The 25,927-nt window shown below is 23.8% G+C and carries 22 protein-coding genes and 3 pseudogenes; 14 read left to right on the top strand and 11 right to left on the bottom strand.

The features are described 5' to 3' along the window. Positions 1-59: 59 nt before the first annotated feature. On the bottom strand, positions 60-1,454 hold the full coding sequence (locus tag AAHH39_RS01195; protein WP_342218557.1) for a peptidase M17: 1,395 nt from the start codon (positions 1,452-1,454) through the stop codon (positions 60-62). A 145-nt stretch (positions 1,455-1,599) separates the two neighbouring features. Here AAHH39_RS01195 and pepF point away from each other — a divergent pair, with 145 nt between their 5' ends. Then, a complete protein-coding gene (gene pepF, locus AAHH39_RS01190) occupies positions 1,600-3,438 on the top strand; it encodes an oligoendopeptidase F (RefSeq protein ID WP_252320241.1) in 1,839 nt (612 codons plus the stop codon). 129 nt (positions 3,439-3,567) lie between these two features. Further along, positions 3,568-4,557, top strand: a complete 990-nt coding sequence (locus tag AAHH39_RS01185; protein WP_342218556.1) for a GMP reductase — start codon at positions 3,568-3,570, stop codon at positions 4,555-4,557. A gap of 222 nt (positions 4,558-4,779) precedes the next feature. On the opposite strand, the gene AAHH39_RS01180 is transcribed toward AAHH39_RS01185, so the two are convergent. Beyond that, a complete protein-coding gene (locus tag AAHH39_RS01180; RefSeq protein WP_342219301.1) occupies positions 4,780-6,018 on the bottom strand; it encodes an IS256 family transposase in 1,239 nt (412 codons plus the stop codon). 314 nt (positions 6,019-6,332) lie between these two features. Here AAHH39_RS01180 and AAHH39_RS01175 point away from each other — a divergent pair. Beyond that, positions 6,333-6,821 (top strand): annotated as a pseudogene (locus AAHH39_RS01175) (helix-turn-helix domain-containing protein); the annotation flags it as partial. Between the two features lie 53 nt (positions 6,822-6,874). Here the strand turns inward: AAHH39_RS01175 and AAHH39_RS01170 are convergent. Further along, positions 6,875-7,027, bottom strand: a complete 153-nt coding sequence (locus AAHH39_RS01170) for a hypothetical protein (protein ID WP_342218260.1) — start codon at positions 7,025-7,027, stop codon at positions 6,875-6,877. On the opposite strand from AAHH39_RS01170, the pseudogene AAHH39_RS13205 reads away from it, so the two are divergent. The 3 genes and pseudogenes from AAHH39_RS13205 to AAHH39_RS01160 form a co-directional block, all read left to right on the top strand. Further along, positions 6,993-7,448 (top strand): annotated as a pseudogene (locus AAHH39_RS13205) (IS30 family transposase); the annotation flags it as partial. The gene AAHH39_RS01170 and the pseudogene AAHH39_RS13205 sit on opposite strands and share 35 nt — an antisense overlap. Before the next feature lie 208 nt (positions 7,449-7,656). Then, positions 7,657-9,051 (top strand): hypothetical protein, encoded by a 1,395-nt coding sequence (locus tag AAHH39_RS01165; protein WP_342218555.1) that lies wholly within the window; start codon positions 7,657-7,659, stop codon positions 9,049-9,051. A gap of 493 nt (positions 9,052-9,544) precedes the next feature. Then, positions 9,545-10,783 (top strand): IS256 family transposase, encoded by a 1,239-nt coding sequence (locus AAHH39_RS01160; protein WP_342219300.1) that lies wholly within the window; start codon positions 9,545-9,547, stop codon positions 10,781-10,783. On the opposite strand, the gene AAHH39_RS01155 is transcribed toward AAHH39_RS01160, so the two are convergent. Next, a complete protein-coding gene (locus AAHH39_RS01155; RefSeq protein ID WP_342218554.1) occupies positions 10,770-11,639 on the bottom strand; it encodes a hypothetical protein in 870 nt (289 codons plus the stop codon). The genes AAHH39_RS01160 and AAHH39_RS01155 overlap by 14 nt on opposite strands. Before the next feature lie 196 nt (positions 11,640-11,835). Continuing rightward, positions 11,836-11,985, bottom strand: coding sequence for a hypothetical protein (locus AAHH39_RS01150; RefSeq protein WP_342218553.1), 150 nt, complete (start codon positions 11,983-11,985; stop codon positions 11,836-11,838). Positions 11,986-12,097: 112 nt separating this feature from the next. Here AAHH39_RS01150 and AAHH39_RS01145 point away from each other — a divergent pair. From AAHH39_RS01145 to AAHH39_RS01135, 3 genes and pseudogenes are all read left to right on the top strand, one after another. Continuing rightward, positions 12,098-12,937, top strand: a pseudogene (locus tag AAHH39_RS01145) (IS30 family transposase); the annotation flags it as partial. A gap of 574 nt (positions 12,938-13,511) precedes the next feature. Beyond that, positions 13,512-15,146, top strand: coding sequence for a DEAD/DEAH box helicase (locus tag AAHH39_RS01140; RefSeq protein ID WP_342218552.1), 1,635 nt, complete (start codon positions 13,512-13,514; stop codon positions 15,144-15,146). A gap of 148 nt (positions 15,147-15,294) precedes the next feature. Then, a complete protein-coding gene (locus tag AAHH39_RS01135; protein ID WP_342218551.1) occupies positions 15,295-15,438 on the top strand; it encodes a hypothetical protein in 144 nt (47 codons plus the stop codon). A 23-nt stretch (positions 15,439-15,461) separates the two neighbouring features. Here the strand turns inward: AAHH39_RS01135 and AAHH39_RS01130 are convergent, their stop codons facing one another. From AAHH39_RS01130 to AAHH39_RS01120, 3 genes are all read right to left on the bottom strand, one after another. Next, positions 15,462-15,716, bottom strand: coding sequence for a hypothetical protein (locus tag AAHH39_RS01130; RefSeq protein ID WP_342218550.1), 255 nt, complete (start codon positions 15,714-15,716; stop codon positions 15,462-15,464). A gap of 23 nt (positions 15,717-15,739) precedes the next feature. Further along, a complete protein-coding gene (locus AAHH39_RS01125; protein ID WP_342218549.1) occupies positions 15,740-16,360 on the bottom strand; it encodes a ribonuclease H family protein in 621 nt (206 codons plus the stop codon). Between the two features lie 88 nt (positions 16,361-16,448). Then, entirely contained in the window at positions 16,449-17,393 is a 945-nt protein-coding gene (locus AAHH39_RS01120; protein ID WP_342218548.1) for an IS30 family transposase, read from the bottom strand. 163 nt (positions 17,394-17,556) lie between these two features. On the opposite strand from AAHH39_RS01120, the gene AAHH39_RS01115 reads away from it, so the two are divergent. From AAHH39_RS01115 to AAHH39_RS01100, 4 genes are all read left to right on the top strand, one after another. Further along, positions 17,557-18,474, top strand: coding sequence for a hypothetical protein (locus AAHH39_RS01115; RefSeq protein WP_342218547.1), 918 nt, complete (start codon positions 17,557-17,559; stop codon positions 18,472-18,474). A 130-nt stretch (positions 18,475-18,604) separates the two neighbouring features. Continuing rightward, positions 18,605-18,754, top strand: coding sequence for a hypothetical protein (locus tag AAHH39_RS01110; RefSeq protein ID WP_281748502.1), 150 nt, complete (start codon positions 18,605-18,607; stop codon positions 18,752-18,754). 752 nt (positions 18,755-19,506) lie between these two features. Further along, entirely contained in the window at positions 19,507-19,641 is a 135-nt protein-coding gene (locus tag AAHH39_RS01105; protein WP_342218546.1) for a hypothetical protein, read from the top strand. A 15-nt stretch (positions 19,642-19,656) separates the two neighbouring features. After that, positions 19,657-19,941, top strand: coding sequence for a hypothetical protein (locus tag AAHH39_RS01100; protein ID WP_342218545.1), 285 nt, complete (start codon positions 19,657-19,659; stop codon positions 19,939-19,941). 58 nt (positions 19,942-19,999) lie between these two features. Here AAHH39_RS01100 and secA read toward each other — a convergent pair whose 3' ends face one another. Continuing rightward, entirely contained in the window at positions 20,000-22,384 is a 2,385-nt protein-coding gene (gene secA / locus AAHH39_RS01095; RefSeq protein WP_342218544.1) for a preprotein translocase subunit SecA, read from the bottom strand. A 192-nt stretch (positions 22,385-22,576) separates the two neighbouring features. Between secA and AAHH39_RS01090 the strand changes: the two genes are divergently transcribed. Then, entirely contained in the window at positions 22,577-23,536 is a 960-nt protein-coding gene (locus AAHH39_RS01090; protein ID WP_342217913.1) for a transposase-like zinc-binding domain-containing protein, read from the top strand. Between the two features lie 641 nt (positions 23,537-24,177). On the opposite strand, the gene AAHH39_RS01085 is transcribed toward AAHH39_RS01090, so the two are convergent. Further along, positions 24,178-25,122, bottom strand: coding sequence for an IS30 family transposase (locus AAHH39_RS01085; RefSeq protein WP_342217458.1), 945 nt, complete (start codon positions 25,120-25,122; stop codon positions 24,178-24,180). 50 nt (positions 25,123-25,172) lie between these two features. Then, complete coding sequence (locus tag AAHH39_RS01080; protein WP_342218543.1) at positions 25,173-25,817, bottom strand: hypothetical protein; 645 nt, start codon at positions 25,815-25,817, stop codon at positions 25,173-25,175. Between the last annotated feature and the right edge of the window lie 110 nt (positions 25,818-25,927).

Here is a 25,927-nt window from a genome sequence, read left to right as displayed (position 1 = left end):
TCAAATATTATTTCAATACCAATTAACTAAAAATATTGTCAAATAACTTTTTTATAACTTTATTTACTTGTACTATAATTTTTCATATATTGAACTAATGTTTTAATTAATACACCCGTACCACGATCATTTTTATAAGCAGTTCCCGCAATATCTAAATGTAAAAATGGTTTATCTTCACTAAATTCTTTTAAAAATGCAGCAGCATTTGATGAACCACCATATGGATCTTTAGAAAGATTACTTAAATCAGCTATTTTAGATGAACGCATATTTAAAATATTTTGTTGATGAATTGGCATTCTTCAAATTTCTTCATTAGTTTGTTGTGATGATAAATCAAAATCATTAAATAATTTATCATCAGTAGCAAAAGCACCAGTCATATAACTACCTAATGCCACTAGCATTGCACCAGTTAAAGTTGATAATTCAATAATACGATTTGCTTTTCCTTTACGTAAAGCATATGTCATACCATCTGCTAATACCAACCTTCCTTCTGCATCGGTATTATTAATTTCTACAGTTTTACCATTCATTGAAGTAAAGACTGTTTCTACTAAAGTAGCATGACCACCAATCTTATTTTCTGTTAAACAAGCAACAGCTACAAAGTTTATTTTTAATTGTAATTTAGCAGCAGCAATGGCAGTATTACATACACTAGCTGCACCCGACATATCAAATTTCATACCTTTCATTGCTGAAGAAAGTTTTAGTGAATAACCACCACTATCAAAAGTAATTCCTTTACCAACTAATCCTAAAATATCATCGGCATGCTGTGGATCACCTTTATATTCTAAAACAACAACACGAGCATCAAAATTACTTCCAGCATTAACTGCTAATAATAAATTCATATTTAGTTCTGTTATTTCTTTTTGCCCTAAAACCTTTACTGATAAATTTTTAATACCTTTTGCTGCATCTTGAATTTTTTTTGCAAAAACTTCGGGATATAACAAATTAGGTGGCATATCTTGCAAATTACGTGCTAAATTAATACTTTCTCCTTGAATTTCGATTTGTTGTTGTGAAGTATAGTTAGGGAATTTTGCTGTTGAAACAACATTATATTTAACTTTTTTTTCTTCATTCTTTTTACTTTTTAAAGTATATTCTTTAAAAGTACCGAATCATAATGCTTCATATATAGTTTGTAAAAGTATACTTTCATCTAAATTACTCGTAACAAAAGATTTGACATCAATATCCAAATCTTGACTATTATTACTACTAAAATTTACAAAAAAATTATAAACATCATTACGAGTTAAGCCCTTACTATCACCTAAATATAGGTAATAAGTTTTATCTTCAGAAATTAATGTTAATTTATTTTTTTCTTTAGCAATCAATTCATGAGGAACCTTATCAGCAAATACCGCTGTTAATTTTAATTTTAATTCAAGTTTACTACTAACATTAAGTAGAATATTTTTATCCATATTTTCACTCCTAAATGGTAATATTAAAATAATTACAATATATCTGAATTAATATTTTCGAAAATTACAACAAAAATAGATAAGTTAAACAATATTATTGTATTATTATTGTATTGTAATATTACCATAGAATGGAGCAAAAACTATGAAGCGTTCTGAATTAAATGAAAAAGATAAAAAAAAGTACTGCTGAGATTTTAAGCATTTATTTATTAATAATGAATCTTGAAAAAAAGCTTTACCTGAGTTTGATAAATTTGCCAATCAACTTTTAACTTTTAAAGGAAAATTAAATAATATTGATAACTTTAAAAAATATTTAGCAATTAGCAAAGAAATATCAATGTTAGGCTCTAAAGTTGTGCAGTATTTACATTATGGAGATTTAGATCAAACTAACTTAGAATTGCAACAATTATCTAGTTTATTTGCGACTCAACAAAGTAAGTTATCGGAAAAGTTAGCATGAATTGAACCAGAAATTAAAACTATTGGTTTACAAACTATTAAAAACTGAATTAATAATGACCCCTCATTAATGATATATAAACATGATATGGAAGTTTTCTTTAAATTTGAAAAATTTATTTTAAGTGAGCACGATGAAACTTTACTAAGCAAAGTTAGTAAATCAAGAAGTGCTGCTGGTGGTTTATATGATAGTTTGGTTTATGCTGATAAACAAAAAACAATGTTTAATTATCAAAATAAAGAACAAGAATTAACACAAACTTTATATTTAGACATTTTAGAAAATAGTAATCCAGTAAAAGATCAACAATTAAGAATTGATATTTCAAAAAAATTTTATGAAGATATTAAAAATAAAAAACATTCATTAGCACAAGTTTATGAAAGCATTTTAGAAGTAGCTGTTGAAGAAATAAAAATTCGTAACAACGATAAAGAAAAAGATAATAAAAAACATTTAACTACTTTAGAATATAGTTTATTAAGTGATGATGTACCATTAATACTATATGAAAATTTAATAAAAACGGGACAGAAACACGCTATTTTAGTAGAAGAATTTTATAATTTAAAACGTAAATTTTTTAAATTTAAAAAATTTTATAGTACCGATACTAGTTTAAAAATGACAACAATACCAACCAAAAAATTCAGTGTTGAAGAAGGTATTAATTCAGTCAAAGAAATTTTAAGTATCTTAGGTGATGAATATTTAGAGCAATTAAACTTAGCATTATTACCAGGTAGAATTGACTATTATGAAGACACAAATAAACGAACTGGTGCTTATTCAACAGGTGGTAATGGCGTAGAACCCATTATTTTAATGAATTGAGATGATACTATTAATTCACTTAATACACTAGCTCATGAATTAGGTCATTCTGTTCACACCCTATTTTCAGAAAAATATCAAAAATATCCAAATGCTGACTATCCAATTATTTTAGCTGAAGTTGCTTCAACAGTTAATGAACATCTAGCCTTTGATTATTTATATAATAAAGCGTCAAATAATCAAGAACGCATTTACTTACTACAAACTCATATTGAAACTGTAATTGGTACTTTTTTTCGTCAAATTCAATTTGCTGAATTTGAATGAGAAGCACATAAATTAGTAGAAAAAGAAGTGCCATTAAACGCCGATATTTTGGCTGATTTATTTGAAAATACAGCTAATAAATATGGACAAAAAGCATTAGATAAATACGAAGAAAAAGCAAAAGGATACTCATGACCACGAATTCTTCATTTTTTCCACTCGCCTTATTATGTTTATAAATATGCTACTTCAATTACCGTTTCTTATAAACTTTATGAAGATGTTAAAAACGGTAAAAAAGAAAATTTACTTAACTTTTTAAAAGCCGGTGGTAGCAAATATCCATTAGATATTTTAAAAGATGCGGGTGTTGATTTAACACAAATTGATGTTTATAACCCATTAATTACTAATTTAAAGAAAATGATTAACCAATTATCAGACTTAATTAATAATAAAGATAATTAAATTGCAAAAAAATAATATATAATACTAATGGTGTTTTAGTCCTTTAGCATTTTATTTAAAACGTTATAAAATAATATGTACATATTTTGACTATTACAATTAGTAAAGACTAAGGAGAATAAATAAAAAATGAATGTGAAATTTGATTTTGAAGATATAAATCTAATTGCAAATAAAGGAATAGTTAAATCACGAAAAGAATGTGATACCAGTGTTAAACTAAATGGTTTTACTTTTAAAATTCCAATTATTCCGGCAAATATGAGTGCTGTCATTAACCAAGAATTATGTATTTGATTGGCTAAAAATAATTACTTTTATGTAATGCACCGTTTTAATATCGATCAAATTAAATTTATTAAAAGTATGCATGAACAAAAGTTATATGCTTCAATTAGCATTGGTGTTAAAAAAGAGGATAAAGAGTTACTTGAACAATTAATCAAACTGAATCTAATTCCTGAATTTATTACTATTGATATTGCTCATGGTCATAGTAATGCTATGGAAGAAATGATTAAATTTATAAAAACTACTTTTGCTAAAACAAATACTAAACCTTTTATTATTGCTGGTAACGTTATGACAAAAACCGCTGTTAAAGATTTAGAAAAATGAGGCGCTGATGCAATTAAATTTGGTGTTGGTCCAGGAAAAGCTTGTATTACTAAACTAAAAACTGGATTTGGTACAGGTGGTTGACAATTAAATGCTTTACAAGATGTTGCCAATAGCACCACTAAACCATTAATTGCAGATGGTGGTATTAGATGTAATGGTGATATTGCTAAAGCAATAGCTTTTGGTGCCACTATGATTATGGCAGGAAGTATTTTAGCGGGTTATGATGAATCACCTGGCAAAATTGTTACAATAAATGGTCAATCTTACAAAGAATATTTTGGATCAGCAAGTATTTTTAACAAAGCGGAAGCGAAAAATATTGAAGGTAAAAAAATACTTGTTCCATATAAAGGTTCAATTGCTGATACTTATAAAGAAATGGAAGAAGATTTACAATCTGCTATTTCTTATGCTGGTGGTAAAGATTTATCCACATTAACAAAATGTGATTATGTTATTGTTAAAGGTACTATTAATAATGGTGACGATCGTTAATAACTTTTAATTTTTCTTTAAAAACAATTCTGGATACCCAGAATTGTTTTTTATTAAAATACAAGCAAATCAAACAGCCTATGATGATAATTGAATTCACTGGCATAATTGTTTAATGATATTAAAGAATCTAATAATTAAATTATTTTTAATATTTGAACTACTTTGTCTGAAATTTTTTGAGGCTTTTTAGAAATCTGTGTATCTTTGTTTTACAAAGTACTAGTTCAGATTAATTCTGTCTTCAAATTTTATCATAAAATGAGCAATTGCTGTATTTCAATTTTGAATAGGCAATGTTCATTTTTTTGTTATATTTTCAATTGCTAAATAAAATATTTTAAAAACTGACATATCATTAGGAAAAGCTTTTTTGTTTCTAATAACTTTTCGTAATTGACTATTAACAGATTCAATAGCATTTGTTGTATAAATTACTCTTTTGATTTCTGCAGGATAACTAATAAAAATCATCAAATTTTCTCAATTTTTATATCAAGATTTAGCAATTTGGGGATATTGTTTATTTCATTTACTTTCAAATGATTCTAAAGCTTGCATTGCTTGTTCTTCACTACATGCACTATAAATTGGTTTTAAATCTGTAACTAGAGTTTTTCGATGTTTGTATGAAACATATTTTAAACTATTTCGAATTTGATGAACAATGCATAATTGATGTTCTGTTTTAGGATAAACTGCTTGTATTGCTTCTGACATGCCTGTTAAATTATCACTACAAGCAATCAAAATATCATTTAAGCCTCGATTTTTCATTTCTGTGAAATTAGCTAATCAAAATTTAGCACCTTCATTTTCACTAATTCATAAGCCTAAAACATCTTTTTTACCTTCTAAATCAACTCCTAATGCTATATAAACTGATTTATTAATAATCCGTTTATCTTGTCGAACTTTAACTACTATACAATCAAAATAAACAATCGGATAAACGCTTTCTAATGGTCGATTTTGTCATGCTTTGACATCATCAATAACATCATCAGTAATTTGACTAATAACACTTTCACTAATATCAGCACCATGATATAACTCTTGTAACTGCATTCTAATGTCAGATAGAGTCATACCTTTTGCATATAGTGAAAACACTTGTTGATCAAAACCATCAAATCTTCGCTGTCTTTTTGCAACTATTACAGGAGTAAAATCACTATTGCGATCTCTTGGTACATCAATCTCAATTTTACCTTGTTGAGTTATTAATTTTTTTGAACTTGTACCATTACGAGCATTTTCAGTATTACTATGTTGATTTTTTTCATATCCTAAATAATTTTGCATTTCAGAATTCAACATTTTTTCAACTAAACGTTTTGTTAATTCTTTATATAAACCCCCTTCTTTAAAAACTGTTGTTAAATCTTCAGTATTTTCTAATAATAAATCTACTGCTTTTGATATTGGATCATTATTATTAATATTTTGTTTTTTAGCCATCTGTAACTCACTCTTTCTAGTCATTTAATTATATTTACTAGAATTAATTAAACATAGTTATTTTTGTAAGTTACACAGATTACTAAACATTGCCAATTTTTTTCTGATTTTTTATCATTATTTTATATTTATTTTGATTACATTTCTTTATGATATCTTCTTTAATAGTTTTACTTTTTTATTTTTTTCCATATTTTTTTGCTTTTTAGTTTATATTCAATTATATTTTCCTGAATTGTAAAATTAAAAAGGACACTTATATAAAAATTAAATTGTGTTAATTCTATAATTAAGAAAAGAAAGGAATTAGCACAATGTATAAGTATCTGACTATTGAATCAATAATAGCAATAAAAGAATATAAAAGTTATGGATTTTCGATTCGTAAAATAGCAAAAGCCATTGATTATAGTAAATCAACTGTACATAGAGTTTGTAGATTATTAAATCAAAACTTATTACCATTAGAAATATTGAATAAAATTCAAAAAAATAAACAAAATGCAGGTAGAAAATTAATAATTTTAACTTTAATAGAAATTAATACTATTAATCATTTGTTAATTACTAAAAATTATGCTCTTGATATAATTGCTAATTTTTTAAAGGAAAATAAAATAAAAAGTATTTCAACAAAAACTTTATATAACATGTTTAAAACAAATCGAATGGGTTTTGATGAAAATAACTTATTGAGAAAAGGAAAAAATAAACCTCACAAACAAAAAGAAACTAGGGGCAGAATTAATAATTGTAAGTCTATTCATGAAAGAAATTTAATCATTCCTAATATTAAAAATATAGAAGAATTCTTTAATTTTGTAGAAAAGTAATGATACATGATAAAGTGTTATTTTTAGAGAATTTTTACACTAAATAATGTTACTTTTAACAAATTTTTAATTAAAAATAATATTTTAAGTGTAAATTGATGAATAATTTTTGGTCATCCATACTTTTCTACATAATTAAAAGAAGAATTTGGTCATTTAGAGGGTGATACTATCATTGGTAAAGATCATAAAAGTTCTATTATTACTTTAGCTGATATATGATCAAAAACCACAATTCCTTTAGCAACTAAAAATAATAAATCAGAAAATATTACAAAAAGTATAATAAAATTTATTTCAAAGTTACAAAAAGGAACAGTTAAAACTATTACTTTTGATCGTGGTAAAGAATTTAGTAAATGAAAATTAATTGAAAAAAATTGTAATGTTAAGATTTATTTTGCAGATCCTGGTAAACCTTGTCAAAGAGGTTTAAATGAAAATAATAATGGTATTTTAAGAAGATATTTACCAAAATCTACAGATCTATCTTCATATAAACAAAAAGATTTAAATACTATAGCATTTCAAATTAATTCTACACCCAGAAAATCACTATCTTATAAAAGACCAATAGATTTAATACAATTATTTTAAAAAACTGTCCCATTTATATTTACAATTCAGGAAATATAATGAATTAAATAAACTTTATTTAATAAACTTTATTTAAAATACCAGATAAAAATATATTGTGAAATACGTTTTATTTCTTTATAATAAATATAAAAATTAATATAAGTTTTTTAATCCATTTACTTTCATTTCAAAGTAAATGGTTTTTTATTTTGAAGGGGATGAAAAGATGATTAATACAGAAAAATTACCTTTATTAAAAACAAATGAACATATTAATTATAATGGAATTAATAATTCACATATATCAATAAATCATAATGATTCATCTAGTACTGAAAGTATTATAGTTTTAGATGATGATCAAATAACAAATGGAAGAGAAAATAATAATTTAAACAATTTATTATTTGATGGTGATTCAGTAAATACTATTGTTAATTTTAGCAATGATTGAAGGGATACTGATGATCGTTATGGTGGAAAAACACAGAAAAGATTAGATATTAATGGTAATTGAGAATATAATACAAAATTTATAACGGGTGATGTTTTAAATGAAAAAATAGCAAATATTAATAATCAATTATATTTAATGAAAGAAATTATATTAAATGATGGTACAGTTATTTTAGAATTATCAAATTTAAATGAAAATAAAAAAATTGAAACAAAATATAAAATATACAATAATGAAGAAGAAAGAGAATACAATAATAATTTAAATGACTTGGATTTAACTACTTTTTTACCAATAAATAAAGAAAAACCTAATTTTTTAAAAAAATTTTTAAGTTCAAAATATATGTTTTTACCTAATACATTTTTTTTAAATTTTGCTTTCGGATCAGTATTATTATTTGAAGCTAAAAATTATTTTCATAAAGAAAAGTTACCTGAAAATCTTTATCATAATTTTTGAGATGTATTAATGAGTGGTATTAGTGGTGTTATAGTAATGAATTTATCGTATTTAAATTACAAACTTATTTCTTTAAAAAATAAATGAAAATACTTATCTTTTTCTTTAGTAATTGGTGGTATTAGTATTTGAGATCAATTTTTATATTTACATGTTAGTGAAGAAAATTTCAACTTCATCTCTTTTATAGAAAGAATAAGTATCTTTTTTACTAGTATTTTAATTGAAGAATTAATTTTTGATAAAATTGCTCAACCTTGCATTGAAAAATTATGACAAAATTTAAAAAATCAAAATTTTTCAAAGATTATTAAATATGGTAGTACTGTTAGTATGCTTCTTTTTGTATCAATTTTTAAAAATATATTAACTGGTCTTTATGGCGAAGAAAAAGAAATAAATTTAGAAAATATTAAAAAAGCACTTCCACTAACACTATTGACAGTAATTCTTGAAAATACTCTTACTTCTTTTTCTTTTTCTTATTTTGATTGATTTTGAACAAAAATTTCAATTGCAAAAGAAATAGCAACCAATAGTATAAAAGGAATAGAAAGATTTGCTAATCAACAAGCACAAAATTATAGTTTTAAAAAATTAATAAAACAATTTAATTTTCAACCATTTAATGCAAACTTAATAAATGAAAGCGAACCGATAGATCATCCAGATTCAAATCAACCATCTATCCAAGTTATGTAAAAGTAAAGTCATTAACTCATCTTTTGATGAAATATAAAAAAATAACACATTTTAGTTGAAAATATTAACTGAAAAAATACATTATATAATAATAAAAAAGTGAATTATTAATTCACTTTTTTATTATTACAATTATTTAATATATTAAAACGAAGAAGTAAACCCTCTATTATCGTTATATCCAATTTCATTGAAACAGCGATTGGGATCCATTTCATTTCAAGATACAGCATGTCTAGATGTTGAAGGTTGAGATTGCATAGTTGCTTGATTTCTTAATCCAGAAATCTTTTGTTTAATTTCATATAATTTTGCCTTTTTTTGTTGTTTAATTTCATTGCTTCTACTATTATTAAAACGACCACAACTAATAATAACTCAAAATTTATTAGAAAAATTGGCAATGTTTAGTAATCTGTGTAACTTACAAAAATAACTATGTTTAATTAATTCTAGTAAATATAATTAAATGACTAGAAAGAGTGAGTTACAGATGGCTAAAAAACAAAATATTAATAATAATGATCCAATATCAAAAGCAGTAGATTTATTATTAGAAAATACTGAAGATTTAACAACAGTTTTTAAAGAAGGGGGTTTATATAAAGAATTAACAAAACGTTTAGTTGAAAAAATGTTGAATTCTGAAATGCAAAATTATTTAGGATATGAAAAAAATCAACATAGTAATACTGAAAATGCTCGTAATGGTACAAGTTCAAAAAAATTAATAACTCAACAAGGTAAAATTGAGATTGATGTACCAAGAGATCGCAATAGTGATTTTACTCCTGTAATAGTTGCAAAAAGACAGCGAAGATTTGATGGTTTTGATCAACAAGTGCTTTCACTATATGCAAAAGGTATGACTCTATCTGACATTAGAATGCAGTTACAAGAGTTATATCATGGTGCTGATATTAGTGAAAGTGTTATTAGTCAAATTACTGATGATGTTATTGATGATGTCAAAACATGACAAAATCGACCATTAGAAAGCATTTATCCGATTGTTTATTTTGATTGTATAGTAGTTAAAGTTCGACAAGATAAACGGATTATTAATAAATCAGTTTATATAGCATTAGGAGTTGATTTAGAAGGTAAAAAAGATGTTTTAGGCTTATGAATTAGTGAAAATGAAGGTGCTAAATTTTGATTAGCTAATTTCACAGAAATGAAAAATCGAGGCTTAAATGATATTTTGATTGCTTGTAGTGATAATTTAACAGGCATGTCAGAAGCAATACAAGCAGTTTATCCTAAAACAGAACATCAATTATGCATTGTTCATCAAATTCGAAATAGTTTAAAATATGTTTCATACAAACATCGAAAAACTCTAGTTACAGATTTAAAACCAATTTATAGTGCATGTAGTGAAGAACAAGCAATGCAAGCTTTAGAATCATTTGAAAGTAAATGAAATAAACAATATCCCCAAATTGCTAAATCTTGATATAAAAATTGAGAAAATTTGATGATTTTTATTAGTTATCCTGCAGAAATCAAAAGAGTAATTTATACAACAAATGCTATTGAATCTGTTAATAGTCAATTACGAAAAGTTATTAGAAACAAAAAAGCTTTTCCTAATGATATGTCAGTTTTTAAAATATTTTATTTAGCAATTGAAAATATAACAAAAAAATGAACATTGCCTATTCAAAATTGAAATACAGCAATTGCTCATTTTATGATAAAATTTGAAGATAGAATTAATCTGAACTAGTACTTTGTAAAACAAAGATACACAGATTTCTAAAAAGCCTCGAAAAATTTCGCCCTTCTTTATCTGTTTCTAATTTTTGAATTTCTTTTTCTAATTTTTCTAATTGAGCTTGATATTGATTTAACGTTACTTCATATTTATATTTTTGAAATTGTTTATTCAATCAAATAAAAGGAGATTTTAATAATATTTTTATTTGTGTTTTTATACTTTGTGAATTATAAATTTGTCTTACTGCTGCAAGACAACCATTAATTTCAATATTTTTTTTATTTATACTAAAATTTAATTTTGCAATTTTTTTATCTATTTTTGCAATATCTAAATTTCTTCTACTCATGCTACGATTTAAATCACAAATATTTTCCATCTTCAATTTTAATCTTATTTTTAATCTTGCATCTAAAACCTCTTTTTCTGATTTTAGATTTGGACATAATCATCAATTTTCTTGTTTTATTGAAAAAAATTTATTTGCTATTTCAAGTTCATTTCTAGCAATTTTACAAAATATTCTTTTTGTTTTGTATGTTCTTCTTTCTAACTTAACAGTTAATCTTGCTGTTTTTAATTTTAACTTTGATAAAATTATTTTTTTATTTAAATCATGAGCATTAAAATTTTCAATTTGCTGTTCTATATTTGTTCCTTCAACTTCCAATACTCTTATTTCACTATCTAATTTCTCTTCTCGTATCATTTCTTTGGATATCTCTTCATCTAATGCCACTATGTTTTCTTTTCATTTTTTTATCATATATGTTGTTTGTAATTGTTTATTTGGTAATTGATTTTTTAATTTTAATATTTCTTCTCTATTTTTTTCCTTTAATTTTGTAGAAAAGTAATGATACATGATAAAGTGTTATTTTTAGAGAATTTTTAAACTAAATAATGTTACTTTTAACAAATTTTTAATTAAAAATAATATTTTAAGTGTAAATTGATGAATAATTTTTGGTCATCCATACTTTTCTACATAATTAAAATTTTTTTCTATTTGTTTTTGTATTTCATAAAGTTCATTAATATTTATAATCTTGTCTATTTTTTTAATTTGTTCAAAATGTTTTTTTCTTTCTCTTTCTAATTTTTGTTTTTCAATCTTTAAAACTATTATTTTGTTTTGTTTTTATTACAGTATCTATTTTTTTGATTTCTTCTTTAAAAATTTTTGATTCCTTTCTAATTGTTTCTATCACTAACTTCTTCCTTTCTTTTTTATTTAACCTGAATTGTAAAATTAAAAAGGACACTTATATAAAAATTAAATTGTGTTAATTCTATAATTAAGAAAAGAAAGGAATTAGCACAATGTATAAGTATCTGACTATTGAATCAATAATAGCAATAAAAGAATATAAAAGTTATGGATTTTCGATTCGTAAAATAGCAAAAGCCATTGATTATAGTAAATCAACTGTACATAGAGTTTGTAGATTATTAAATCAAAACTTATTACCATTAGAAATATTGAATAAAATTCAAAAAAATAAACAAAATGCAGGTAGAAAATTAATAATTTTAACTTTAATAGAAATTAATACTATTAATCATTTGTTAATTACTAAAAATTATGCTCTTGATATAATTGCTAATTTTTTAAAGGAAAATAAAATAAAAAGTATTTCAACAAAAACTTTATATAACATGTTTAAAACAAATCGAATGGGTTTTGATGAAAATAACTTATTGAGAAAAGGAAAAAATAAACCTCACAAACAAAAAGAAACTAGGGGCAGAATTAATAATTGTAAGTCTATTCATGAAAGAAATTTAATCATTCCTAATATTAAAAATATAGAAGAATTTGGTCATTTAGAAGGTGATACTATCATTGGTAAAGATCATAAAAGTTCTATTATTACTTTAGCTGATATATGATCAAAAACCACAATTCCTTTAGCAACTAAAAATAATAAATCAGAAAATATTACAAAAAGTATAATAAAATTTATTTCAAAGTTACAAAAAGGAACAGTTAAAACTATTACTTTTGATCGTGGTAAAGAATTTAGTAAATGAAAATTAATCGAAAAAAATTGTAATGTTAAGATTTATTTTGCAGATCCTGGTAAACCTTGTCAAAGAGGTTTAAATGAAAATAATAATGGTATTTTAAGAAGATATTTACCAAAATCTACAGATCTATCCTTTAATTTTGTAGAAAAGTAATGATACATGATAAAGTGTTATTTTTAGAGAATTTTTACACTAAATAATGTTACTTTTAACAAATTTTTAATTAAAAATAATATTTTAAGTGTAAATTGATGAATAATTTTTGGTCATCCATACTTTTCTACATAATTAAAAGATCTATCTTCATATAAACAAAAAGATTTAAATACTATAGCATTTCAAATTAATTCTACACCCAGAAAATCACTATCTTATAAAAGACCAATAGATTTAATACAATTATTTTAAAAAACTGTCCCATTTATATTTACAATTCAGGTAATATAAAAAAAATCATTACTTTCTTAAAAAAATAATAGATTGAAAACTATATTTAGTTTTTCTTTTACATTGTATATAAATATAATAAATTTACATGATATATGCATTAATACTATTTTCTATATACAATTCAATAACTTATAATTCTTTTAAAAATAAATTATTAATAATCTAATATTTACTAAAAAAAATAAATTATTTTTTAATTTATATTAATTTTATTATAATATTTAATATCATATACAAACACTAAAGTAGGTTAATAATGTTAGAAATCATAAGTCTTAATAATGAACATATTACAATTAAAGTGAAAAAAAATAAAAAAGAAATTTTAAATGCACTAGGTATTATTTATATCAATAATACTAATGAATTTAAAATATTTAATACTCCTTTTGCTCTTGAAGTACTACTTAAATATACAAATAATAATGATAAATTAAAACAAAAATATGAACACTCACTAATATCATGAAAAAAAATCCAACAAGAAAAAAACTTAAATGATTATCCAGGTAATCCTAAACTAAGACATTATCAACGTGTTGATGTTGCAATTTTAAAAGCAAATAAAAGATTTGGCTTATTTAATGAAATGCGTACTGGTAAAACACCCACTATTTTAACAGCATTATCAGAAATGAAAACTAATAAAATATTATTTGTTGTTCCTAAGTCAACTATTTTATTAACGTGGGTTCCTGAAATTAAAAAATGAACTACCTATAATTGTATTACTATTAAAGATGATATTACTAAAGTGCGAACAGAAAAATATAATCAATTTAAAAATAGTAATAATTGTATTTTAGTAGTTTCTAAAAACACTTTTAAAAATGATATAAAAAATAAATTATTAACTAAATTTGATTTTACATTAGTTATTGATGAAGCACATTTTTTAAGAAACTATAAAACTGCACAAAGTTCAACAATTTTGGAAGTTGCAAATAAAGTATCATCAGTTTATTGTTTAACTGGTACTCCTGCCAATAATCATCCTAGTGATATTTTTGGTATATTAAAAATTATTGATAATAAACTATATAAAAATATTGATTATTGAGATTTTGTTGCTCGTTATTTTGGAATAATTAGAAAACGTATTACCAATTTTGTAACTATTAATATACCAAAACCAAATGTTAAACCACAACTAGCAGCAGAATTTGATTATTTAGTTAAAAAAATATCAATTATGCGTAAACAAATTGATGTACGTAATGAAATGCCAAAAATTATTAAAAATGATTTAATTTTAACTATGCCCAAAGCACAAACTGCAATTTATTATGATACTCTTGAAACTATGAAACAAGAATTATTTTATAATAAAAAATCTAAAATAACTTTTTTACAAATATTTACCAAATTAAGAACTATTTGTTCAACACCTATTAATGAGGGAATGAAAGAATTAGGAGCAAAATTTAATTGACTACTAGACTACTTACATGATAATGAAAATGATTCAATTATTATTTATAGTAGTTTTAGTGATAAAGGAATTAACATTTTAAGTAACATTTTAGATAAATATAAATTAAATCATCAATTAATTACTGGTAAAGTAAATCATGAACAAAGACTTAAAGCTATTAGTGATTTTCAAAGTAAAAAAGTTAAAATTATTTTATGTAATATTAAATCTACTAATGTTGGTATCACATTAGATCAAGGTGATGTTATGATTTTTCTAGATCGTGAATTAAACCCAACCGAAAATGAGCAAGCTGAAAGTCGCTTTTTTCCAACTCAATTAAACGATAATAAAACTAGAGAAATTATTAATTTATATTGTGCTAATACTATTGATTTAAAAATTAGAGACATCCTTAATAATAAAATTGATATTAATAAAGTTATTAATGATCAAGGTATTAAATTTTTTGAATAATTTTTATTATATTTAATAAACTAAACGAGGATTAAAAACAAGATCTGCATTATTATTAGGAATGAATTGTTCATCATTAATTTCAAGAATATATTCTTGCAATAAAGGCGCAAATTCGTTTGAAGATTGAAAAGAATGAGTGTTATCAATGATTTGTTGACTTTCAAAAAATTCTTTTAATTATGTAGAAAAGTATGGATGACCAAAAATTATTCATCAATTTACACTTAAAATATTATTTTTAATTAAAAATTTGTTAAAAGTAACATTATTTAGTTTAAAAATTCTCTAAAAATAACACTTTATCATGTATAATTACTTTTCTACAAAATTAAAGAAAAATTCTCTATAATCACCATTATATTCTTCATCATTTAAACAACAAAAAAGACCTGAAATAAAGCCAAAAAGAGCACCAGTAAAACATCCTGAAAGCACTGTTATAGCTGAAGTAATATCAAATTCAAGAATATTTTGTTCTCTTTTTTGATATAGATCAGAAAGAGTAAACAAACTACCTCCAATAATATTTCCTAAACAAGCTGCTAATATTATTTTTTTATTAATCATGTTATTTACCACCTTTTTAACATTTAAATTATTGGTTTAGATATTTTTTTTAAATTAAATGCTTTTCAAGCAAGAGCATCTGCTTCATCATTATATATATTACCGCTATGACCTTTAACTCATTTAAAATAAACTTTAACATCTTTTGCTATTTTATCATAAAATGCTTTATATGCCTTTGTTTCTACTTTAGTAGTTTTTCATTCACCAGTACATCATTTACTAATTCCAACATAATCATGACAAATTAAAATTGATTTTATATTATTTTCCAAAGCTAACTGCATTGCCTTTTGCGCACCCATTATTTCTCCAGCAACATTTCTTAATTTTGCTCAATTTTCATCATCAAATTTTTCATAAAATATATCTTTTTTGCCATTATTTAAGAAAACAAGTCCATAAGAAAATTGATTAATTTCTTCTTTAAAACTACCATCAGTATATGCTATTACTTCATATTTATAGTGATTTTCAGATTTTATTTGAATTTTATCATCTAAATAATCTTGAGCTTCTTTTTTAGATGCAAATTTTTTATACTGAGCACCAACAAAACCTCTAATTTGTGTTTCACATTCATTCCAGTTTTCAAATATTCCAATGACTCTACCTTTTTTTACTGCATAAAATTTACTTGCCATAATTATGACTCCTCTATTGTTTATTTTAATTTTACAATAATATTAAATTTTATCTAACCTGAATTGTAAATATAAATGGGACAGTTTTTTAAAATAATTGTATTAAATCTATTGGTCTTTTATAAGATAGTGATTTTCTGGGTGTAGAATTAATTTGAAATGCTATAGTATTTAAATATTTTTGTTTATATGAAGATAGATCTGTAGATTTTGGTAAATATTTTCTTAAAATACCATTATTATTTTCATTTAAACCTCTTTGACAAGGTTTACCAGGATCTGCAAAATAAATCTTAACATTACAATTTTTTTCGATTAATTTTCATTTACTAAATTCTTTACCACGATCAAAAGTAATAGTTTTAACTGTTCCTTTTTGTAACTTTGAAATAAATTTTATTATATTTTTTGTAATATTTTCTGATTTATTATTTTTAGTTGCTAAAGGAATTGTGGTTTTTGATCATATATCAGCTAAAGTAATAATAGAACTTTTATGATCTTTACCAATGATAGTATCACCCTCTAAATGACCAAATTCTTCTATATTTTTAATATTAGGAATGATTAAATTTCTTTCATGAATAGACTTACAATTATTAATTCTGCCCCTAGTTTCTTTTTGTTTGTGAGGTTTATTTTTTCCTTTTCTCAATAAGTTATTTTCATCAAAACCCATTCGATTTGTTTTAAACATGTTATATAAAGTTTTTGTTGAAATACTTTTTATTTTATTTTCCTTTAAAAAATTAGCAATTATATCAAGAGCATAATTTTTAGTAATTAACAAATGATTAATAGTATTAATTTCTATTAAAGTTAAAATTATTAATTTTCTACCTGCATTTTGTTTATTTTTTTGAATTTTATTCAATATTTCTAATGGTAATAAGTTTTGATTTAATAATCTACAAACTCTATGTACAGTTGATTTACTATAATCAATGGCTTTTGCTATTTTACGAATCGAAAATCCATAACTTTTATATTCTTTTATTGCTATTATTGATTCAATAGTCAGATACTTATACATTGTGCTAATTCCTTTCTTTTCTTAATTATAGAATTAACACAATTTAATTTTTATATAAGTGTCCTTTTTAATTTTACAATTCAGGTATTTTAAGTTCATATTTTGTAGAGTTTTGTTTTTGAATTAAAAATAAGTTTAAAAATAAAAGTAAGGTGGTTAAATAATGCCTTGATATGGTTATTTACTTTTAGGAGTTTTATTATTAATAATAGTTTATCCGTTTTTAATAACTAGAAAAAATATAAAGATATTACAACGTGTAGGTAGTTATATTATTTCAACACCACCACGTACTGGTAAATCTGCTCTTGCTTGTTGTTTAACGCAAAAGCATAAGGGTAGGGTAGTTAGTCCTATTCCTATTAAAGTACGTAATGAATATAGTTATCGTTGTTCTTATGATGATGTTTTTAAATTTAATCAATTAAATAGTAATTATGCTTTTAAAGAGTGTGATATGGTTGTTTTAGATGAGTTAGGTTTGAAAATTAATAGTAATGATTTGTCATCGGAATTTAAAGAAACACAAGAAAGTTTAGGAATGTTTTGTAAATTAATAGGTCATAATTTTAATGGAATTATGTATATGATTGAACAACACCCCGATAGAATACCAAAACAAGCACGTGAAAAAGTAGAGTATATTGTTCAAGTTAAAAGAATGCGTATTTTATTATTTTTAGTTAAGTTTAAACTAAATATTTATACTAATGTTGATGATTATAATAAAGTTGTATTATCTAAAAGACAAACTAAGAAAATAATTAAACGTGGTGGTTTACCACCAAGTTATAGTGGTGAAACTATGACTTTTAGTTTATGATTTCCTAAGTCTTATTTGCAAAGATATAATAGTCGTGCTTTAAATTATATTCATTCGTTAAAGAGTGAATTAAGTATTGTTAAAGACTATGAACAGTCACAAGCATTAGATTTTTCAGTAAATGATATTAGAGCAGTAGGATTAGATAAGTTGGATAATATATTACAAACTGAAAAAAAGAAACTGAAAATGTTGTATGCCGTACTTGTTATTATAGAAATAAATATTCTAAGAAAAATAAGAAAGATGTTAAAATAAAGTAAACCTATATTATTGGTCGGTGCCAACCAGAACCTTGGTTGGTTGGCCACGGGTTTAGCCCCGCTGGGGTGAGTTGCGAAGCAACGAGGGGCAAAGCCCCTATTACTTGAAGGGGGTTAATTAGATTATGCCAATTATTACAACTAAATGCTATATTTCATCATGTGAGAAAGAATATACATTTGACTCTTTATATCGTGATAAATTTATATATTGCAGTGGTAAATGTTATCAACAAGCATTCAATAATACAGTAACAAAATATACACAAAAATAATAAATTAGTTTTGGAGAGATATTATGAAAAAAGAAAAATTAATAGAACTGATTAACAATAAAATATTATAAGGTTTTTAAAAATGAAAAAAAAGATATTTAAAGAAACTGTTGATGATAATTATTCAACAAAGAAAAGTATTAACTATTATAATAATTGAATGATTATAATTTTTTCATGATTAACAAGTATAACTTTAATAATTAGTTGAGTTTTATGAATTATTTTTTTTAAAAGAGAAACTACTGATTTATTAATCCTTATTGATAATTTAATCACTAAGAAATTTTTTAAATTCAATTTAACTTTTCCAACTCTGACAATTGCAGTATTGGGTTTTGGTTTCATAATTTTAGGTGTTGTTGCCTTTCCTTTTATTTTTTATTATTGGATCAATTTTATTTTTTTCCTTTGGTGGATATGCTGCTTTTTATAAATTTGCTTCTGTAATAACCATTCATAAAAAACTATTTTTCATTATTCCATGAGGAATAGAATTTTTTTATTTTATAGTTTTAATAATTTCTTGTATATGCTTTATTAAAAAAAGTAGAAAAAAGAAATATATGTCACTAGAAGCAAAAGCACTATATTCACAAAATGAAATTAATCAAAACATAACTTCTTCAACAAATAATGATGATGAATAAACAATATGAACGCCACAACAAATTGAAGAAGTATGAAATAAAGGAGAAATTATCAATAATTTTAATCCACAATTATACCGTCGAGATTATGCGGGTGCCTTAATGTTTTGACATAATTTTTTTAATTATGTAGAAAAGTATGGATGACCAAAAATTATTCATCAATTTACACTTAAAATATTATTTTTAATTAAAAATTTGTTAAAAGTAACATTATTTAGTGTAAAAATTCTCTAAAAATAACACTTTATCATGTATCATTACTTTTCTACAAAATTAAAGCATAATTTTATTGCACAACCTAAACTTAATAATCCAATTGAAAGTTTAAATTGAACTATTGTTTATGAACGCCCCACCACAGCAGATGGAACTAATTATATTAAAAATTTAGTACCCATGAATAATAATAATGCTGTTACTAAAGGTAATAATTTCCCCCATTGAACAACTTCAGTCACTTATGACAGTAAAAAAAATAAAAACATATTTAAAAAGAAGTCATGAAAACATAAAGAAAAAAATCAAATAGAATAAAAAAAACATATTTAAAAAACTAAGTATTAAAGTACTTAGTTTTTTAAATAAAGATTAATTATCCAATTTTAGTTTTAGTTTCAACATTACTTGCTAATACTGTATCCAATACATCTTGACCACCACGGACCTGATGTTGTTCTGGATCAATGCTATGTAACATAATAATAACTTGATGAGCAACATTGATTTTCATACGATTAAATAATTTTGAAGCTTCCTCAATATAAGCTTGTAAGGGATTTAACTGCGCATAACCACGCAAATGGATTCCTGCACGCAGTTTACTTAAAGCATCAATGTGATTAGTTCAATATTGATCAAAAGTTTGTAAAATAACACTATTTTCAATTTGTTTTATAATAACATCATTTAATTTTTCTCTTTTTTCAAGATAAAAATTATAAGATTTTTCAACAATTAAATCAATATTTTCTTCAGTACTTAATCGATTTAACTTTTCTGCTATTAAATCATTAGGTTTAATTAATTTATTTTCAATACCTTTAACTAATTCATCATAATCAACAAACTGTTCTCTACCAACAACTTTATTAAAAATATTTAGTAAATCACGTGCTACTGTTCTGTGCATATTTTTGATTAAATCTAATAAATCATCAGCAAGTAAAATATTATCACGTTGATGATATGTAGCTTCACGATGCTGAGCAATAACATTATCATAATCTAATAAGTTTTTTCGTGCATCAAAATTCATACCTTCAATTTTTTGTTGTGCTCTAGTAATTGATCTAGTTAACATTTTTGATCTAATATAGTCTTCACCTAAACTTGCAAAAGCTTTTTTTAATTTTTCACCACCAAAACGTAACATCAAATCATCTTCAATTGAAACATAAAATCGTGAAAATCCAGGATCACCTTGTCTTCCGGCTCTTCCACGTAATTGATTATCAATTCTTCGTGCTTCGTTTCTTTCAGTACCTAATACAGCAAGGCCACCAAGTTCAATAACACCCTTACCAAGTTTAATATCAGTTCCACGTCCTGCCATATTGGTTGCTAAAGTAATTGATCCTTTTTCACCAGCTCTAGCAATAATATCAGCTTCACGAGCATGATTTTTAGCATTTAAAATCTCATGCTTAATTCCTTCCAAAGTTAACATATTAGCAATTCGTTCTGATACATCAACATTAGCAGTACCAATCAAAATTGGTTGTCCTTTAGTATGTCGTTCTTTAACTTCTGCAATTAAAGATTTAAATTTAGCATTTAATGAAGCAAAAACATGATCGGGTTTATCTTCTCGAATAATTGGTTTATTAGTAGGAATCTTAATTACTCTCATATTATAAATTTTTACAAATTCTTCTTCTTCGGTTTTAGCAGTTCCTGTCATACCACTTAATTTATTATATAAACGGAAAAAGTTTTGATAAGTAATAGTAGCTACTGTTGTTGTTTCTTGTTGAATTGTAACATTTTCTTTAGCCTGTAAAGCTTGATGAAGTCCATCACTATATACTCTACCAGGCATTAATCTACCAGTAAACTGATCAACTAGCACAATTTCACCATCTTTAACAACATACTCTACATCTAATTTGAAAACATGATTAGCACGAAGTGCATTTTGAATATGATGAAATAATTCCGAGTTATCAATATCAAATAAATTTTTTAAATTAAACTGTTTTTGAGCTTTATTAACACCCGTTACTGTTAATGCAATTTGACGTGATTCTCAATCAATTTTATAATCTTCAGGTATTAAAGTTTTTGCAAAAACATCTGATGCTTGATATAAAGGAGTACGATTTTTTGAACCACCAGAAATAATTAAAGGTGTTCTTGATTCATCAATTAAAACAGAGTCCGCCTCATCAATGATAGCATAATTAAGCTGACGTTGAACTTTTTCTGGATAAACCTTAACCATATTATCACGCAAATAATCAAAGCCTAATTCTGAATTGGTTGTATATGTAACATCTTTTAAATACGCTTCACGTTTTTGATTAGTAGAATGATCACGAAGACTAACGCCAATAGTAATCCCCAAAAATTCTAAAATTGGTCGATTTAATTCAGCATCTCTTGCTGCTAAATATTCATTAACAGTAATAACATGAACACCTTTACTACTTAAAGCATTTAGATAAATTGGCATCACAGCAGTTAAAGTTTTTCCTTCACCAGTTCGCATTTCAGCAACATCGCCATTATGAAGAACAATACCACCAATTAATTGAACAGGATATGGATGTAATCCACTAATTCTTCGTGCTGCTTCTCTAATTGTCGCAAAAGCTTCAACTAAAATATCATCTAAAGTCTCACCTTCTGCCAATCTGGTTCTGAATTCAACTGTTTTATTTGCTAATTCTTCATCTTTAATTTTTCTCATTGTTTCATCAAGGCTAATTATTGCCTTAACTTGTTTATTAATTTTTCGTAAAATTTTACGATCTCACATAAAGTAAATCACCATTTTTTTCTTTATTATTACTTATACTTATTATTACTTGTAAAGTAATAAAATCTTTATTATTTTAACATAAAAAAACTTAGAAAACTTCTTTAATTTTGTAGAAAAGTAGTGGTATTAGTAAAATTAGCAAAAATATATTTTTATATGGTATTTTTAATATTAAAGAGGTGATTTTAAATGAATAAAAATACAGTAAAAGAAATTTTAAATAATTTGTCTGATAAAGATTTTATTGAGATTTTTAGAGAAAATAAAACTAGAATTAAACAAATTGAGAAAAAAGAAAAATTTGAAGCAGTCGAACAAAAATTCAAAGAGAAAGGGATTCAATGTCCAGATTGTAGTTCTTTTTTGTGTACTAAATATGGTAGTAAAGATTATAAGCAAAGATATAAATGTAAAAGTTGTAATATTACTTTTCATGCTTTTAAAAATCATTATTTTTATTGAAGTCATTTATCTCATGATCAATGAGATTTATTGATACAAATAGCTACTTTAGGTCAATCTGCTTACATTATTTCTCAATTTATTAATACTACAAATAAAACTGCCTGATTTAATCGTCAAAAATTTATGAAATCAACACAATTAGTAAAAACACAAAATCAATTTGTAAAATTAAAAGCTAGAATTGAAATTGACGAAACTTTTATCAAAGAAATTCATAAAGGAAACTTTAAAGATCCAAATGATCCAAGAAAACAATGAATTGAAGAAAATGCTAAAGATTTAAATTGTTGTATTCAAATGGCAATTGATGAAAACCGAAATATCTATGCTCAAACAACAAATACTAAAAGATTAAATAAAAAATGAGTACAAGAAAACTTAACATCGAAACTTATCGAAGAAAATTCAATTATAGTTTGTGATATGCAAGTATTATATGATACAGTAGCTAAACAAACTAAATCCACTATCCAGCAGTTTAAATCAAAAGAAAATAAAGAATTAAATTATAAAAAATTAAGTAATGTCAGTAAAATACAATCAAGTTTAAAAGAATTTATTACTCATTACCATGGCATTGGATTTACCAATATTCAAAATTACCTCAATTTATGGAAATGAAAATATCAACACTACGGATTAACCCCTTATCAAAAATCCAATGTGTTATATTTCAGTTTGTAAAAAAAATAAATCCCAAAATTTAATAAAATCAAATTTTAAGTCAAGTTGATGACTTTTTTTATTTTACCACTACTTTTCTACAAAATTAAAAGAAAACTTAGTACCCAAAAAAAATCTTTAATTTTGTAGAAAAGTAATGATACATGATAAAGTTTTATTTTTAGAGAATTTTTACACTAAATAATGTTACTTTTAACAAATTTTTAATTAAAAATAATATTTTAAGTGTAAATTGATGAATAATTTTTGGTCATCCATACTTTTCTACATAATTAAAAAAAAATTGTATTTATATTATATTTTTTTCTTTCTCTTCGAAGTTAGAAAAAATAATTTACTATAATTATTTTAATTACTATAAAAAACTTGATTATTATATGATTTAATATTACTTTTATTAAAAGATTCCTTGTTAATTTCTGATTTTGTAAGTTCAATAAAATTAATTTTAGATTCTAACATTTTATTTAAACTATTTTTATTAAAGTTATCTTCTTCTTTTTTTAATTTGCTTTTTTTCTAAGTTGATTTTTATTTTTTTTAAAAACCTGAATTGTAAATATAAATGGGACAGTTTTTTAAAATAATTGTATTAAATCTATTGGTCTTTCCTGAATTGTAAATATAAATGGGACAGTTTTTTAAAATAATTGTATTAAATCTATTGGTCTTTTATAAGATAGTGATTTTCTGGGTGTAGAATTAATTTGAAATGCTATAGTATTTAAATCTTTTTGTTTATATGAAGATAGATCTGTAGATTTTGGTAAATATCTTCTTAAAATACCATTATTATTTTCATTTAAACCTCTTTGACAAGGTTTACCAGGATCTGCAAAATAAATCTTAACATTACAATTTTTTTCGATTAATTTTCATTTACTAAATTCTTTACCACGATCAAAAGTAATAGTTTTAACTGTTCCTTTTTGTAACTTTGAAATAAATTTTATTATACTTTTTGTAATATTTTCTGATTTATTATTTTTAGTTGCTAAAGGAATTGTGGTTTTTGATCATATATCAGCTAAAGTAATAATAGAACTTTTATGATCTTTACCAATGATAGTATCACCCTCTAAATGACCAAATTCTTCTATATTTTTAATATTAGGAATGATTAAATTTCTTTCATGAATAGACTTACAATTATTAATTCTGCCTCTAGTTTCTTTTTGTTTGTGAGGTTTATTTTTTCCTTTTCTCAATAAGTTATTTTCATCAAAACCCATTCGATTTGTTTTAAACATGTTATATAAAGTTTTTGTTGAAATACTTTTTATTTTATTTTCCTTTAAAAAATTAGCAATTATATCAAGAGCATAATTTTTAGTAATTAACAAATGATTAATAGTATTAATTTCTATTAAAGTTAAAATTATTAATTTTCTACCTGCATTTTGTTTATTTTTTTGAATTTTATTCAATATTTCTAATGGTAATAAGTTTTGATTTAATAATCTACAAACTCTATGTACAGTTGATTTACTATAATCAATGGCTTTTGCTATTTTACGAATCGAAAATCCATAACTTTTATATTCTTTTATTGCTATTATTGATTCAATAGTCAGATACTTATACATTGTGCTAATTCCTTTCTTTTCTTAATTATAGAATTAACACAATTTAATTTTTATATAAGTGTCCTTTTTAATTTTACAATTCAGGAAATATAAAATAAACTAAATATTGAAGTTGTTGTGAAAAAGAAACTAATAACTAAAAATCAAAATTTTTTTAAACTTCATTGATTACTTTTTTTTCTAATTTTCTCTTCTACAAAAATTTGATTTTCTTTAATTATTAATGAACTAGTTTTTAGTTTATTAATAATTGGAATTCTTATTACTTTAAAAAATTTACGTTGGTCAGCTCTAAACCATTGAATTTGCATATCTGTAAAAAATGGAATTTGGTCCTTTGTAAACGCTGGAATTTGTTGGCCTATTAAAGACTGAATCTGTTCCATTGTCAACTCTTGAATCTGCTCTTTTGTAAGGTATGGAATTTGGTCCTTTGTAAACGCTGGAATTTGGTCCTTTGTAAATCAAGAAATTTGTTCTTTTGTAAAAAATGAAACTTGTTCTGGTTTAAAAGATTGAATTTGCAAAGGTGTAAAAAATGAAATTTGATTTTCTGTCAATGCTTGAATTTGTGATAACATAAAAGATTGAATTTGTTCTTTTGTAAAAGCTGCAATTTGAATTGGTAAAAATGATTGAATTTGGTCTTCTGTTAAATGTAAAGGGAGCGTATCGATGTTGTCAATAATATTCAAATTTGTCTTAAAATTATAAAGTTAGACGAGAATAATTTAGACTTCAATATGCAATTGTATGTTAATCTTAACACTTGACAAATATTAGTCAACAATAATACTTACTTTTA

This window comes from Spiroplasma endosymbiont of Amphimallon solstitiale, assembly GCF_964030965.1.
Classification (GTDB): Bacteria; Bacillota_I; Bacilli_A; order Mycoplasmatales; family VBWQ01; genus Spiroplasma_E.
This window is presented reverse-complemented; position numbering and strand designations above follow the sequence as displayed.